We start from the raw sequence: 15,680 nt of genomic DNA on the forward strand, positions 1-15,680 counted from the left end.
ATGTGCGCCGGCTGCGCGGCAAGGTCGAGGACGACCCGGCCCGGCCCCGGCTGATCCGGACCGTGTGGGGCGTGGGCTACCGCTTCGGGCCGGGAGAGGAGTGAGGATGCGCGACACCCTGCTCATCGCCCTGTTCGCCTTCCTCGGCGCGGTCGCCGCCGGACTCCTCGGCGCCGGCGCCCTGTGGCTGGTGCGCCGCCGCTCGCTCACCGTGTCCCTGACGGTGGTGGCCGCCGTCGCCGTGACCGCGATGCTCGCCGGCACGCTGGCCGTGGCGCAGGCGATGTTCCTGTCGGGACACGACCTGAGCGTCGTGACGACGGTCGTCGCGATGGCCGCCGTGGTCTCCCTGGCCACCGCGCTGACACTGGGCCGCTGGGTCGTCGCCCGCAGCCATGAACTCGCCGTCGCGGCACGCTCGTTCGGCGACGGCGGTGCCTTCACCGCCCCCGGCGGCCCGGCCACCGCCGAACTGCGGGCACTCGGCGACGAGTTGGCGGCCACCAGCGCGAAACTCGCCGAATCCCGCGACCGCGAACGCGCGTTGGAGACCTCCCGCCGTGAACTCGTCGCCTGGATCTCCCACGACCTGCGCACCCCGCTCGCCGGTCTGCGCGCCATGTCCGAGGCGCTGGAGGACGGCGTCGCCACCGACCCAGACCGCTACCTCAGACAGATCCGCACGGAGGTCGAGCGGCTCAACGGCATGGTCGGCGACCTCTTCGAACTCTCCCGCATCCACGCCGGCACCCTCCCCCTGAGCTGCACCCGCATGTCGCTGTACGACCTGATCGGCGACGCCCTCGCGGGCGCCGACCCGCTCGCCCGCGAGCACGGCGTCCGGCTGATCGGCGACCGGGTGGCGGCGGTCCCGGTCGAGGTCGACGGCCGGGAGATGAGCCGGGTTCTCGGAAACCTGCTGGTCAACGCGATTCGCCGGACGCCCGCCGACGGCACGGTCGCGGTCGCCGCCGAGCGCTCTCCGGACGGCGTGGTGGTGTCGGTCACGGACGGCTGCGGCGGCATCCCCGAGGCGGACCTGCCGCGCGTCTTCGACACCGGCTGGCGCGGCACCCACGCCCGGACACCACCGGCGGGCGCGGGCCTCGGCCTCGCCATCGTGCGGGGGATCGTGGAGGCGCACCAAGGGCGGACGAGCGTACGCAACATCCCCGGCGGCTGCCGTTTCGAGGTGACGCTGCCCGCCGCCCAGGAGTGAGGTCACTGCGGGCCGCGGGCCTCGGCGGCGCGATTGTGCGGGGGATCGTGGAGCCGCACCAGGGGGCGGACGAGCCCCTACGCAACATCCCCGGTGGCTGCCGTTTCGAGGTGACGCTGACCGCGGCCCGGGGGTGACCTCACCCCCTGGGAGTGAGGTCACCCCCGGGCGAACTCCCGCATGCCCTCCTCGAAACCGACCTGCGGCTTCCACCCCAGCTCGGCCCGCAGCCGCGCCGAGTCCGCGGTGATGTGCCGGACGTCGCCCAGCCGGTACTCGCCGGTGACGACGGGCTCGGGCCCGCCGTGCGCGGCGGCCAGCGCACAGGCCATCTCCCCGACGGTGTGCGGCTCACCGCTGCCGGTGTTGTAACTGGTGAGCGCTCCGCAGGGCGCCCCGGCCTCCAGCGCGGCCACGTTCGCGGCGGCCACGTCCCGCACATGCACGAAGTCCCGCCGCTGCCGCCCGTCCTCGAAGACCCGGGGGGCCTCGCCCCGGGCGAGCGCTGAGCGGAAGAAGGAGGCGACACCGGCGTACGGGGTGTCGCGGGGCATCCGGGGCCCGTACACGTTGTGGTAGCGCAGCGACACGCCCTGCCCGCCCGTCACCCTGGCCCAGGCCGCCGCCAGATGCTCCTGCGCGAGCTTGGTGGCGGCGTACACATTGCGGGGATCGGCGGGAGCGTCCTCACCCACCAGCCCGGGGGAGAGCTCGGCCCCGCACACCGGGCAGCCCGGTTCGAACCGCCCCGTGTCCAGCGCGGCGACGGCTCGCGGCCCGGGCCGCACCACCCCGTGGAGCGGACACTCGTACCGCCCTTCCCCGTACACGACCATCGACCCGGCCAGCACGAGACGCCGTACGCCCGCCTCGGCCATGGCGGCGAGCAGGACGGCGGTGCCGAGGTCGTTGCGGGAGACGTACTCCGCCGCGTCGGCGACACCGTCACCGAGCCCGACCATCGCCGCCTGATGACACACGGCGTCGACACCGGCCAGCGCGCGGGCGACGGCCGCGGAGTCGCGCACATCGCACGCCGGGTCCGCCCGGACGTCGTACACCACCGGCTCGTGCCCGCGCGCCCGCAGCGCCTCGACGACATGGGACCCGATGAACCCGGCACCGCCGGTGACCAGTACACGCATACCGCCACGCTAGGTCCGCACCCGCGCCGGACCGCGCCGCCCGCGCGGTACGTCATCACTCGGTAAGACGTTGTCAGAGGTTTCCGACGCGCGGCACCGGGACAAAGCGGGCCGGCCGCGAGACCCTGACCATCATGAACACACCCCCTCCGCCCCGCTTCGACGACCTCACGGCCCTGTTCGTCAACTGCACCCTCAAACCCTCCCCGCAGCTCAGCCACACCCAGGGACTGATCGACAAGAGCGCGGCGATCATGATGGAGCAGGGGGTAACCACCTCCGAGATCCGGGCCGTCGACCACGACATCGCCCCCGGCGTGTATCCGGACATGACCGAGCACGGCTTCGCGGCCGACGAGTGGCCCGCGCTGTACGAGCGGGTGATGGCCGCCGACATCCTGGTGCTCGCCGGACCGATCTGGCTCGGCGACAACAGCTCGGTGACGAAGCGGGTGATCGAGCGCCTCTACGCCTGCTCCAGCCTGCTCAACCCCCAGGGCCAGTACGCCTACTACGGCCGCGTCGGCGGCTGTCTGATCACCGGCAACGAGGACGGCGTGAAGCACTGCGCGATGAACGTCCTCTACAGCCTCCAGCACCTCGGCTACACGGTGCCGCCACAGGCCGACGCGGGCTGGATCGGCCCGGCGGGACCCGGACCGTCGTACCTGGACCCCGGATCGGGCGGCCCGGAGAACGACTTCACCAACCGCAACACCGCCTTCATGACCTGGAACCTGATGCACGTCGCGGCCCTGCTCAAGCGCTCGGGCGGCATCCCCGCCCACGGCAACCAGCGCACCGAATGGGACGCCGGCTGCCGCGCCGAAGCCGAGAACCCCGAACACCGCTGAGCGGTTCGGGTCCCTCAGATGTCCCGGAAGAGACCAGCTAACGCCGTGACCTGTGGGGTCTTGCTGTCGTAGGTCGTTGACCTGCATGAATTCCCTTTTGGTTGTTTCATGCTCGTGCTGGCTGACGCGGCCGGAAGTCCCAGGAAAGTCCCAGAGAACTCCCACGGGCAGGAGCCACTCTTTCGGCTCTGCACAGGGCATACGGATGCGCTGTGGGCTGGTGATCGTGGATCGACGGTCAGACCCGAATGAACGGCAACGCGCACTGCTCGAACGGCTCGCTGTTGGTGAGGAGCGTCCCGCAGCCTGGGCGCCGGGGAATTGGCGGTCGGCTTATGCATTGAGTGATCGAGGTTTGCTGAGGATCAGTCGGGGCGGCGGGGAAGCGCTCGTGGAGGTCACCGAGGATGGTCGCTGCTTCCTTCGACACGGTGGTCGTCGTGAGGATCCGATGTCGACTGAAGGGGGCGACCGGGCGGCATCCACTGGATCTGCCGGGCGCGCGGGCGCGGCGGATGGTGACTCTTGAGCCGGTTACCAAGGCTCCTGCCCTGGGGCTTTGCTCGTGTGTGTGACTGAGCTCGGACTCGGGTTGTCGTAGCCGTGCACTGTCCGGACGGCATCGCTGTCCGGTTCCGGGGGCTTCACGGTCGGCCGGGGGCGCGGCCCGCTGGGAAGCGTGGGCGGGGCGGGCGCCAGCCGTACCCGAGTGATCTGTCGGATTGGGCATGGGAGTTGATCCGGCCGGTCGTGGCTCTCCGGAAGGCCAGGCACACCTCGGTCAGCGGGCATGCGGGCCAGTACGCGATGCGGGAGATCGTCAACGCGATCCTCTACCAGGCCCGCACCGGCTGGTCGAGTGAGGGAAGGCGCCGTTCGAGGCCATCGGGGCATCGTCCCCGAAGGCGATGGGAGGGGGTAGTGCCGGTCGGCCCGCCTCTGCCATGTCCCGGTAGGAGCCCGATGCGACCGCACCGTCCGGGGAGCGGCGCGGGTGGTGTGGGGCCCGCGCGGGCCTACGGAGAGCGGGTGGGCCGGGACCGTTCCCGGGGCCGACTACCTGGAACTAGGGCCTCATGGCCCATGTCGCCAAGGTGCTCGGATGCGGACAGTGGCTGGGTGGGTGCGGCGCGGAGCCCGTGGTTCCGAGGCTGCCTCCGTGTCACCGGGGAACTTCGAGTGAGTGAGGGAAAGGACGGACACCATGGTCCAGCCGTCGACGAAGCGGAGTGACGGGCCGGCTCCAGGGGCGCCCGTGTCCGGCCGGGCATGGCTGATGCTGGCCCTGGCCACGGTCGGTTTCGCCGTCAACTTCTGGGCGTGGGCCTTGCTGAGCCCGCTCGGCCCGCGGTTCAAGGACGTCCTGGAGCTGAGCTCCTTCCAGCAGTCGCTGCTGGTGGCGGTGCCGGTCGTGGTCGGCTCCGTGGGCCGGATTCCGATCGGCGCGCTGACCGACCGGTTCGGCGGGCGGGTCATGTTCCCGATCGTGTCCTCGGCCACCATCGTGCCGGTGCTCTACCTCGGCCTGGCCGGTCACTCCTCCTTCGCCGCGCTGCTGGCCGGCGGATTCTTCCTCGGTATCGGCGGCACCGCCTTCGCCGTCGGTGTGCCCTTCGTCAACGCCTGGTTCCCGCCCGAGCGGCGGGGCCTGGCCATCGGGCTGTTCGGCACCGGCATGGGCGGCACCGCCATCAGTGCCCTGACCACCGTGAAGCTGGTCGACGCGCACAGCATGTCGACACCGTTCCTGATCACGGCCGCGGTCCTGGCCGGGTACGCCGCGACCGCCGCGCTGCTGCTGCGCGACGTGCCCGGCCGGATCGTGCCGACGGAACCGCTGACGCGTCGCCTGGCAGCGACAGCCCGGCTGGGCATCACCTGGCAGGCGTCCGCCCTGTACGCGGTCGCGTTCGGTGGCTATGTCGCCTTCTCCGTCTACCTGCCCACCTATCTCAAGACCGGCTACGGGCTCACACAGGGGGACGCCGCGAACCGCATGGCGGGGTTCGTGCTGCTGGCCGTGGCGATGCGTCCGATCGGCGGCTGGCTGTCCGACCGACTGGGCCCGGTCCGGGTGCTGGCCGCTTCGCTGGCCGCCGTCGCGGCCGGGGCGGTAGTGCAGTCGTTCACTCCGGCGATGACACCGATGGGCACCGTCGCCTTCCTGTCCATGGCCGCCGCGCTGGGCGCGGGCAGCGGGGCGACGTTCGCCCTCGTCGCCCTGCTGACCCCGGTGAACAGGATCGGCTCGGTAACCGGCGTCGTCGGTGCCGCAGGCGGCCTGGGCGGCTTCCTCCCGCCGCTGGTGATGGGCTCGCTGTACGGGAAGTACGGCTCCTACGCGGCCGGTCTCGTCCTGCTCGCGCTGGTGGCCGCGGCGGCACTGGGCTTCACCCTCACCGGTGTCCGCTCCGCCGTCGCCCGGGGCGACGTCCCGGCTCCGCGTCGTACCGGACATGGACCTCGGCCCGGCCCCGCGCCCACCACGGTGTGAGCACCGGCCACCGGGAACGAAGGACCGGACAGACCTCGAACAGGTAAGGAGCAGCACCGTGTGTGAGTACTGCGGCTGCCAGTCGCTGGCGTCGATCGACGAACTGACCCGCGAGCACGACGAGGTCGTCCGGCTGATCAGTCATCTCCGTCCCGCCCACGAGGACGGTGACGTGGGCGGGATGGCGCGGGTCGCCCGCCGGATCGCCACCGTGCTCGGCCCCCACACGCAGGTCGAGGAGCAGGGCCTGTTCCCCGCGTTGGCCAGGGACTTTCCCGAGCAGATCTCCGCTCTGGAAGCCGAGCACCGCCGCGTCGAAGCGGTGCTGGCCGAGGCCGCCGACAACATCACGCCCTCGGACCCGGCCTGGCCGGACCGGCTGATCGGGACGATGGCGATGCTGCGCGACCACATCCTCAAGGAGCAGGACGGCGTCTTCCCGGCCGCGCTCGCGAACCTCGGCACCGCGGAATGGGAAGCGGTGGAGGCCGTGCGCGCAGAAGCGGGCAGCGCTCTGTCCCGGCCGGCTGCCTGATGGGCCGCCCAAGGCCCATCACCGGGCGGGCCGGGCCGTTTCACCCCTCCCGTCCGCCGGAGAGTCCCGCCCCCGGGCACCGTCCGGCTCGACCGCGCGGAACCCGGGTGGCCGGTTCGACGCGGAGACGATCCCCGCCGGCCGGGCTCCGCACGAATCTCGCGTCGTTGTCGACCTTTCGCCGGACAGCGCCCGTACAGTCGGGTGCGCCAGTCTGGAACACGTCTCGAACGGGCCTGAACGCCCGGAGCGGAGTGGCACGTTGGGCACGAGAGACAGTCAGGCGCGGGCGCGCATGGACGGCGAGCTGGCAGAGGCACTGGTGCGCAGCCGCCGCTTCTTCAGCCGGGCGGAGGTCTCCGAGGATCTGCGCACCCTGCACCGCAAGGGCGGCCGGCAGGCGGACGACTTCTACCGGGACCGCTGGTCGCACGACAAGGTGGTGCGCTCCACCCACGGGGTGAACTGCACCGGCTCCTGCTCGTGGAAGGTGTACGTCAAGGACGGCATCATCACCTGGGAGGCCCAGCAGACGGACTATCCCTCGGTGGGCCCGGACCGCCCCGAGTACGAGCCGCGCGGCTGCCCGCGCGGGGCCGCGTTCTCCTGGTACACCTACTCGCCCACGCGGGTGCGCTACCCCTACGTACGCGGCGTGTTGCTGGAGATGTACCGGGAGGCCAAGGCCCGCCTCGGCGATCCGGTGGCGGCCTGGGCGGACATCGTCTCCGACCCCGTACGCGCCCGCCGCTACAAGGCGGCGCGCGGCAAGGGCGGTCTGGTACGGGCGGGTTGGGACGAGGCGGTGGAGATGGTGGCCGCCGCGCATGTGCACACGATCAAGGAGTACGGGCCGGACCGGCTGGCCGGGTTCTCGCCCATCCCGGCGATGTCGATGGTGTCGCATGCGGCGGGAGCACGTTTCTACTCGCTGCTCGGCGGTGTGATGCTCTCCTTCTACGACTGGTACGCCGACCTGCCGGTGGCCTCGCCGCAGGTGTTCGGGGACCAGACCGACGTGCCCGAGTCGGGGGACTGGTGGGACGCCGGCTATCTGATCATGTGGGGCTCGAACCTGCCGGTCACCCGTACGCCCGACGCGCACTGGATGGCTGAGGCCCGCTACCGGGGACAGAAGGTCGTCGCGGTGTCGCCGGACTACGCGGACAACGTGAAGTTCGCCGACGAGTGGCTGGCGGCCCAGCCGGGCACCGACGGGGCCCTGGCGATGGCCATGGGTCACGTGATCCTCAAGGAGTTCTTCGTCGACCGGCAGACGGGGCACTTCACCTCCTATGTGAAGCGGTACACCGACCTGCCCTTCCTGGTCGTCCTCGACGAGGCCGAGGACGAGCCGGGCACCTGCACGCCGGGCAAGTTCCTGACCGCCGCCGACCTCGGTGGCGAGGCCGCCGAAGCCGAGCACGCGGAGTTCCGTACCGTGCTGCTGGACGCGGCCACCGGGGAGCCGGTGGTGCCGAACGGCACGCTCGGCGACCGCTACGGCGAGGCCGGGGCCGGGAAATGGAACCTCGACCTGGGCGACACGGATCCCTTGCTGTCGGCCGACGGCGGCGGCGAGGTGCCGGTCACGGTCGGACTGCCGCGCTTCGACGCCCTGGACGGCAGCGCGGACCGGCTGCGGCGCGGAGTACCGGTACGGCGGGTCGCCGGACGTCTGGTGACCACGGTGTACGACCTTCTGCTGGCCCAGTACGGGGTGGCCCGTGACGGCCTGCCCGGCCGCTGGCCGTCCTCGTACGAGGACGCGACGGAGCCGTACACCCCGGCCTGGCAGGCGGCGATCACCGGCGTGGACGCCGAGCGGGCGGCCCGTGTCGCCCGGGAGTTCGCCGCCAACGCCGAGGAGTCCGGCGGCCGTTCGATGATCATCATGGGGGCGGGCACCAACCACTGGTTCCACTCCGACACCATCTACCGCGCCTTCCTGACCCTCACCACACTCACCGGCTGCCAAGGGGTGAACGGCGGCGGCTGGGCCCACTACGTCGGGCAGGAGAAGGTCCGTCCGATCACCGGCTACTCGGCGATCGCGACCGCCGCCGACTGGAACCGGCCGGCCCGGCAGATGATCCAGACCGCCTACTGGTACCTGCACGCCGACCAGTTCCGCTACGACCCGTTCTCCGCCGACACCCTCGCGGCGGCCGGTCCCGGCCGGGACGGCCCGTTCGCCGGGAAGACCACGGCGGACGTCATCGCGCAGTCGGCCCGGATGGGCTGGATGCCGTCGTACCCGACCTTCGACCGCAACCCGCTGGACCTGGCCGATGAGGCCGCCGCCGCGGGCCGCCCGGCCGCCGAGCACGTGGTGGACGAACTGAAGGCCGGGCGGCTGCGGTTCGCGGGCGAGGATCCGGACGCACCCGAGAACTTCCCCCGGGTGCTGACCATCTGGCGGGCCAACCTGCTGGGCTCCTCGGCCAAGGGCAACGAGTACTTCCTGAAACACCTGCTCGGCACCGACCACGCGGTCCGGGCGACCGAGGCGCCGCCGGACGCCCGCCCGCGGGACGTGGTCTGGCGGGAGGAAGCCCCCGAGGGCAAGCTTGACCTCCTGCTCACACTGGACTTCCGCATGACCAGCACCACGGTCTTCTCCGACGTGGTGCTGCCGGCCGCCACCTGGTACGAGAAGCACGACCTGTCCAGCACGGACATGCACCCCTTCGTGCACGCCTTCAACCCGGCGATCTCCCCGCCCTGGCAGACCCGTACCGACTGGGACGCCTTCCACACCCTCGCCGAGGAGTTCAGCCGACAGGCCGCCGGTCATCTCGGCGTACGGAGGGACGTCGTCACCGCGCCGCTGCTGCACGACACCCCCGACGAACTGGCCAACCCGCACGGGACGGTGCGTGACTGGAAGGCGGGCGAGTGCGAACCGGTGCCGGGCCGCACCATGCCGAAACTCGTCACCGTCGAACGCGACTACGGGGCGGTGGCGCAGAAGATGGCCGCGCTCGGCCCGCTGCTCGACTCCCTGGGCGCCACCACCAAGGGCGTCACCTTCGAGGTCGGCCGCGAACTGGAGTACCTGCGGCACAAGAACGGCACCGTGCGGGGCGGAGTGGCTGACGGGATGCCCTCGATCGCCCACGACACTGATGCCTGTGAGGCGATCCTCGCCCTGTCCGGCACCACCAACGGACACCTCGCCACCCAGGGCTTCCACACCCTCGAAGCGCGTACGGGCAGGCAGTTGGCGGACCTCGCGGCCGAGCACGAGGGGAAACGGATCACCTTCGCCGACACCCAGGCCGCTCCCGTCCCGGTCATCACCTCACCCGAGTGGTCGGGCTCGGAGACCGGCGGGCGCCGATACTCCCCCTTCACCATCAACGTCGAGCGCCTCAAGCCCTGGCACACCCTCACCGGCCGCCAGCACTTCTACCTCGACCACGACTGGATGACCGCCCTCGGAGAGCAACTGCCGGTATACCGGCCACCGTTGAACATGAACGCCCTGTTCGGCGAGCCACGCGTCGGCGACACCGGCGACACCGGCGAACTCGGCGTGACCGTGCGCTACCTGACCCCGCACAACAAGTGGTCGATCCACTCCGAGTATCAGGACAACCTGTTCATGCTGTCGCTGTCCCGGGGCGGTCCGACGATCTGGATGAGCAAGGAGGACGCGGCGAAGATCGGCGTCCACGACAACGACTGGGTCGAGGCGGTCAACCGCAACGGCGTCGTCGCCGCCCGCGCGGTGGTCTCGCACCGCATGCCCGAGGGCACCGTCTACATGCACCACGCCCAGGACCGCCTGATCGACGTGCCCCGCACCGAGACCAACGGCCGGCGCGGCGGCATCCACAACAGCCTGACCCGGCTGCTGATCAAGCCGAGCCATCTGATCGGCGGCTACGCCCAGTTGACGTACGCCTTCAACTACCTCGGCCCGACCGGCAACCAGCGTGACGAGGTCACCGTCGTCCGCCGTCGCACGAATCAGGAGGTGACGTACTGATGCCCCGTGGCGAAGCCACCATCGGACGTGTCATGGCCCAGATGGCGATGGTGATGAACCTCGACAAGTGCATCGGCTGCCACACCTGCTCGGTCACCTGCAAGCAGGCGTGGACCAACCGCACCGGCGTCGAGTACGTGTGGTTCAACAACGTCGAGACCCGACCCGGCCAGGGCTACCCCCGCCGCTACGAGGACCAGGAGAAGTGGCGCGGCGGCTGGGAGCTCAACAAGCGCGGCAACCTCACGCTGAAAGCGGGCGGCCGTTTCAAGAAGCTGATCACGATCTTCTCCAACCCGGTGCTGCCGTCCCTCGACGACTACTACGAGCCCTGGACGTACGACTACGAGACCCTGACGAACGCGCCGCTGCAGGAGCACACCCCCGTCGCCCGCCCCAAGTCCCTGATCACCGGCAAGGACATGAAGATCGCCTGGTCGGCGAACTGGGACGACGACCTCGGCGGCTCCGTGGACCACGGCGACAAGGACGTGCTGCTGAACCAGGTCTCGGAGAAGGTCAAGTTCGAGTTCGAGCAGACCTTCATGTTCTACCTGCCGCGCATCTGCGAACACTGCCTCAACCCGTCCTGCGCGGCCTCCTGCCCCTCCGGCGCGATCTACAAGCGCGAGGAGGACGGCATCGTCCTGGTCGACCAGGACCGCTGCCGGGGCTGGCGCATGTGCGTGACCGGATGCCCGTACAAGAAGGTGTACTTCAACCACCGCACCGGCAAGGCCGAGAAGTGTACCTTCTGCTTCCCGCGCGTCGAGGTCGGCCTGCCCACCGTCTGCTCCGAGACCTGCGTGGGCCGGCTGCGCTACCTCGGCCTCGTCCTCTACGACGCGGACAGGGTGCTGGAAGCCGCTTCCACCCCCGACGACACGGATCTGTACGAGGCCCAGCGGCAGGTCTTCCTGGACCCGCACGACCCCGCGGTCGTGCGGGCGGCGGAGAAGGCGGGCATTCCCCGGGACTGGATCGAGGCCGCCCAGCGATCCCCGGTCCATGCCCTGATCAACACCTACAAGGTGGCGCTTCCGCTGCACCCGGAATACCGCACCCTGCCCATGGTCTGGTACATCCCGCCCCTGTCCCCGGTGGTCGACGCCGTCCGCGACACCGGCGAGGACGCCGAGGACCACCGCAACCTGTTCGCCGCCGTCGAATCCCTGCGCATCCCTGTCGACTACCTCGCCCAGTTGTTCACCGCCGGCGACCCGGTACCGGTCGACGCGGTGCTCCGCCGCCTGGCCGCCATGCGCGCGTACATGCGGGACATCAACCTCGGCCGCGAGCCGGACGCGTCCATCCCGGCGGCGGTCGGGATGGGCGAGGAGCAGATGTACGACATGTACCGGCTGCTGGCCCTGGCGAAGTACGACGAGCGGTACGTCATCCCGCCCGCGCACGCCGAACAGGCCCACAAACTGGAGGAGCTCGCCACCGAGTGCAGCCTGGACTACGAGGGCGGCCCCGGCATGGGAGGCTCCGGCCCCTTCGGCGAGTCGTCCGGCGGCTCCGCTCCGATCGCGGTGGAGAACTTCCATGTCCTGCGCGACCGGCAGACGGCCGACACTCCGGCCGCCCCCACCGACAAGGCCACCCGCGTCAACCTTCTCAGCTGGGACGGCAAGGGCTCCCCGTCCGGCCTGTTCCCGGACAGACCGTCCGACGGCAGCGAGGCCGACGGGAAAGCCGAGCCGAAGCCATGAAGAGGAAGCCCACGCGCACCGCCCGCACCCAGCCCTGGCACCCCCACGCCTGGCAGGCCCAGTCCCTGCTGCTCGACTACCCCGACGAACAGTTCGAACAGCGCCTGGCCCTGGCCGGCCGGGTCGCCGCCGCCCTGCCGGGACCGGTCGCCCGCCCCCTGCTCCGCTTCACCGCACACGCCGAGCAGACCACCCGCGCCGATCTGGCCGCCGCCTATGTCGCCACCTTCGACCACCGCAAACGCTGCTGCCCGTACCTGACGTACTACGCGTACGGCGACACCCGGAAGCGCGGCATCGGCCTGCTGCGGCTGAAGCAGACCTACGCCGCGGCCGGCTGGCGCCTGGGCGAGGACGAACTGCCCGACCACCTCGCCGTCGTCCTCGAATTCGCCGCCACCGACCCCGCGGCCGGACACGACCTGCTGATCGAACACCGTGCCGGCCTGGAACTCCTGCGCCTGGCCCTGACCGACGACGGCTCACCCTGGGCGCACGTCCTGGACTCCGTCTCCGCCACCCTGCCCGCCCTGGCCGGCGACGACCGCGAAGCCGTCATGCGCCTGGCCGCGCAGGGCCCGCCCGAGGAGCAGGTCGGCCTCGACCCGTACGCGGCATCCCCCGTGTTCCTGCCCGACCCCGTCGTAGGAGGACTCCGATGACCGCGCCCGCACAGCCCCTCACCCTGGCGGCCCAGGCAGGCACCGGCGGAACCCTGCTGTGGGCCGTCCTGCCCTACGTCTCGCTCGCCGTCTTCGTCCTGGGCCACATCTGGCGCTACCGCTACGACAAGTTCGGCTGGACCACGCGCTCCTCCCAGCTGTACGAGAGGCGGCTGCTGCGCATCGGCAGCCCGCTGTTCCACTTCGGCATCCTCGTGGTGCTCCTCGGCCACATCGGCGGCCTGGTCATCCCCAAGGGCTGGACCGAGGCGGTCGGCGTCAGCGAGCACACGTACCACATCGGCGCGGTCGTGCTCGGCACGACGGCGGGTGTCGCCACGCTCGGCGGGCTGGCCATCCTGATCTACCGGCGCCGCACCGTCGGCCCGGTCTTCTCCGCCACCACCCGCAACGACAAGGCCATGTACGTCTCGCTGACCCTGACCATCGCGCTCGGCCTGTCCGCCACGGTGGCCGCCAACGTCGTCGGCGGGGGATACGACTACCGTGAGACCATCTCCCCCTGGTTTCGTTCCCTCTTCTACCTCCAGCCCGACCCGGACCTGATGACCGGTGTCCCCGTGCTGTTCCAACTGCACGCGGCCAGCGCCCTGTTGCTGTTCGCGGCCTGGCCGTTCACCCGGCTCGTCCACATGCTCACCGCGCCGCTGGGCTACCTGACCCGCCCCTACATCGTCTACCGCAGCCGCGACACCCGGCTCGGCTCCCGCCCGCCACGCCGCGGCTGGGAACGCGTGGGGTGATGAGCGCCCGACCCACCGCCGCCCGGTGATACTGCCCGTGACCGCGGTACCGCGGTCACGGCCGGAGCCGTTGCCCGCTGCGGTCACGGGGCGACACACGGCCATGCCCGCCGATCGACGGTTCACCGGTCCGCGACCGGGACCGGGCGAGCGGCAGGCGGGCAGACGGGCAAGGGACCGCCCGGTGGTCCCATCGCGGGCCAAGGGGCCCCGCAACGAGGGAAGTTCGGCCCTGTCGGCGGCGGCAGGGGCGCCGGGACCATCGACGGGACGGGCGGATCTGCTCCCCCACCGGGCCCAGTGCGGTGTGTGGAACAGGACAAGCATCGAGGAGGTATCGGACATTCCTCATCACGGAGTCTTAGCTTAAGCTCAGCTTGACTCTGTCGGGGATCTTGGAGTTTCCCGGTGCGGCGGCAAGATCGACGGGCATGCTCGTGTGGTTCTGCCGACCGATACAGCTGTCGAGGTGTTCGTTGTCCCTTCGTCCCCGTTCCGGTGAGCATGTTCCGCCTCTGACTGCGCAGGTTGCGCGGGCGAGCAACCCGGTTGGCACGACGGCGATATGGGTGCGGGACCGCCTTGATGGGCTGTGGTGCGACGAGGACTTCGCGGACTGGTACCCGCGGGACGGGCGCCCGGGTCTCTCGCCTGCTCAGCTGGCCACCGTCTGTGTGCTGCAGTTCCTGCTCGGTCTGTCGGACAGGCAGGCCGCCGAGTCGGTCCGCTGCCGCATCGACTTCAAATATGCGATGGCCATGGAGCTGGACGACCCTGGATTCCACCACAGTGTGCTGGCCGACTTCCGCGAGCGCCTCGCTGAGGTCGGCCGTGCCGACCGCCTCCTCGACCTCGCACTCGCACGCCTGAAAGAGACAGGTCTCGTCCGCGAGCGCACCACGCAGCGCACCGACTCCACCCATGTCCTGGCTGCGGTGCGTGACCTGACCCGCCTGGAGCTGGTCACCGAGGCGGTCCGCGCCGCACTCGAAGAAGTAGCCGCCACGTCCCCGCACCTCCTCGACGAACTGGTCGACGAGGACTGGGGGCTGCGCTACGGCCGGCCGGTCCGCCTGGGCAAGAACCCCACCAAGCCCAAGACCAGGATCCTCGCAGCCGGAAACGATGCCTTCCGGCTCCTGGAGCACCTCCACCGTCACGGTGCTCACCACATGTCCGGTCCTCGCGTCCAGGCTCTGCGGCAGATCATGGTGCAGAACTATCACCGTGATGCCGCCGGCCGCATGCGCTGGCGCACCGCCGAGAAGGAAGGCGGGGCGGGTCTGCCGCCGTCGTCGAGGGCGATCGTCTCGCCCTACGACACCTCGGCCCGCTACGCGCGGCACGGCCACATCATCAGCTGGAAGGGGTTCGCCGCTCACCTGACCGAGACCTGCGCTCCCGACGGCCCCAACGTGATCACGGATGTCGCCACCACCGCGGCCACCACCCACGACAGCAAGGTCCTGCCCGGCATCCACACCCGCCTTGCCCGGCGCGGACTGCTGCCCGCCGAGCACCTGGTCGACGCCGGCTACACCTCCCTGCCCCACCTGGAACAAGCCGCCCGCGAACACCAGGTCACCGTCTCCGGACCGCTGAAGAGCAACCCCACCCACCAGCACCGCCGAGGCGAGGGCTTCGCCCGGGACGACTTCCACATCGACTTCGACCGTCAGCAGGTGACCTGCCCCCAGGGACAGGTCAGCGCGGGCTGGCACGGCCCCTACCCGACCTCCTCGCCCACCGCCGCCCCGCTGATCGTGGCCAGGTTCACCAAGAGTCAGTGCCGGCCCTGCCCGGCACGCACCCAGTGCACCAGCACCGCCGACAGCGCCCGCACCGTGGGCTTTCCCCCGCGCGAGCTCCGTGACCTGCAACTCCGCGTCCGCGCCGAACAGCAGACGCCCGAGTGGAAGGCCCGATACGCGGTCCGCTCCGGAGTGGAAGGCACGGTCAACGAGTTCGCCCACGGACACGGCATACGGCGCTGCCGCTACCGAGGACAGGGAAAGGCCCATGTCCAGCACGTCCTGACAGCCATCGCCGTCAACATCGAGCGCCTCAGCGGACTGTCACCGGCTGAGGAAGCCCCCACACCCCGCCGACCGACGGCCTTCCAGAACTACCTCGACCAGCGCGAGATCCCTCGCCCGAAGTCCTGGCGAACTCTGGGCAGTTGACTCCGCCGACTCCAAGATCCCCGACAGAGTCAAGCTCAGAAGCTGTTGTTGTTCCGGACGTGAGGACTGTGTTTTCGCTGGTGGGGCGTAGGTTCGGCGATCTCGTGGGAGTGAC

The 15,680-nt window shown here is 70.7% G+C and carries 11 protein-coding genes and 1 pseudogene; 11 read left to right on the plus strand and 1 reads right to left on the minus strand.

Going from position 1 to position 15,680, the window contains the following annotated elements:
* Together AOK08_RS42445 and AOK08_RS00130 are read left to right on the plus strand one after the other, a co-directional pair.
* Positions 1 to 104 (plus strand): winged helix-turn-helix domain-containing protein (locus AOK08_RS42445; protein ID WP_198539058.1); only part of this gene is annotated, 104 nt, incomplete at its 5' end.
* 2 nt (positions 105 to 106) lie between these two features.
* A complete protein-coding gene (locus tag AOK08_RS00130; protein WP_055522384.1) occupies positions 107 to 1,219 on the plus strand; it encodes a sensor histidine kinase in 1,113 nt (370 codons plus the stop codon).
* A 158-nt stretch (positions 1,220 to 1,377) separates the two neighbouring features.
* Here the strand turns inward: AOK08_RS00130 and AOK08_RS00135 are convergent, their stop codons facing one another.
* Positions 1,378 to 2,364, minus strand: coding sequence for an NAD-dependent epimerase/dehydratase family protein (locus AOK08_RS00135; RefSeq protein ID WP_055522385.1), 987 nt, complete (start codon positions 2,362 to 2,364; stop codon positions 1,378 to 1,380).
* 134 nt (positions 2,365 to 2,498) lie between these two features.
* On the opposite strand from AOK08_RS00135, the gene AOK08_RS00140 reads away from it, so the two are divergent.
* From AOK08_RS00140 to AOK08_RS00175, 9 genes and pseudogenes are all read left to right on the plus strand, one after another.
* Positions 2,499 to 3,218, plus strand: coding sequence for a flavodoxin family protein (locus AOK08_RS00140; RefSeq protein WP_055522387.1), 720 nt, complete (start codon positions 2,499 to 2,501; stop codon positions 3,216 to 3,218).
* A 714-nt stretch (positions 3,219 to 3,932) separates the two neighbouring features.
* A pseudogene (locus AOK08_RS48630) lies at positions 3,933 to 4,070 on the plus strand (IS5/IS1182 family transposase); the annotation flags it as partial.
* 352 nt (positions 4,071 to 4,422) lie between these two features.
* Positions 4,423 to 5,712: an MFS transporter gene (locus AOK08_RS00145; RefSeq protein ID WP_055522389.1), complete on the plus strand. Its 1,290-nt coding sequence runs from the start codon at positions 4,423 to 4,425 to the stop codon at positions 5,710 to 5,712.
* A gap of 58 nt (positions 5,713 to 5,770) precedes the next feature.
* Positions 5,771 to 6,247, plus strand: coding sequence for a hemerythrin domain-containing protein (locus tag AOK08_RS00150; protein WP_055522391.1), 477 nt, complete (start codon positions 5,771 to 5,773; stop codon positions 6,245 to 6,247).
* A 295-nt stretch (positions 6,248 to 6,542) separates the two neighbouring features.
* On the plus strand, positions 6,543 to 10,241 hold the full coding sequence (locus tag AOK08_RS00155; protein ID WP_055522393.1) for a nitrate reductase subunit alpha: 3,699 nt from the start codon (positions 6,543 to 6,545) through the stop codon (positions 10,239 to 10,241).
* Complete coding sequence (gene narH, locus AOK08_RS00160) at positions 10,241 to 11,956, plus strand: nitrate reductase subunit beta (RefSeq protein WP_055522395.1); 1,716 nt, start codon at positions 10,241 to 10,243, stop codon at positions 11,954 to 11,956. The genes AOK08_RS00155 and narH overlap by 1 nt, the downstream gene beginning before the upstream one ends.
* Entirely contained in the window at positions 11,953 to 12,618 is a 666-nt protein-coding gene (narJ, locus tag AOK08_RS00165; RefSeq protein ID WP_055522397.1) for a nitrate reductase molybdenum cofactor assembly chaperone, read from the plus strand. Before narH ends, narJ begins: the two co-directional genes overlap by 4 nt.
* Positions 12,615 to 13,382 (plus strand): respiratory nitrate reductase subunit gamma, encoded by a 768-nt coding sequence (narI, locus tag AOK08_RS00170; protein ID WP_055522399.1) that lies wholly within the window; start codon positions 12,615 to 12,617, stop codon positions 13,380 to 13,382. The genes narJ and narI overlap by 4 nt, the downstream gene beginning before the upstream one ends.
* 569 nt (positions 13,383 to 13,951) lie before the next feature.
* Entirely contained in the window at positions 13,952 to 15,565 is a 1,614-nt protein-coding gene (locus AOK08_RS00175; RefSeq protein ID WP_055522401.1) for an IS1182 family transposase, read from the plus strand.
* Positions 15,566 to 15,680: the final 115 nt, after the last annotated feature.

It is taken from the genome of Streptomyces graminilatus (assembly GCF_001418565.1).
Classification (GTDB): Bacteria; Actinomycetota; Actinomycetes; order Streptomycetales; family Streptomycetaceae; genus Streptomyces; species Streptomyces graminilatus.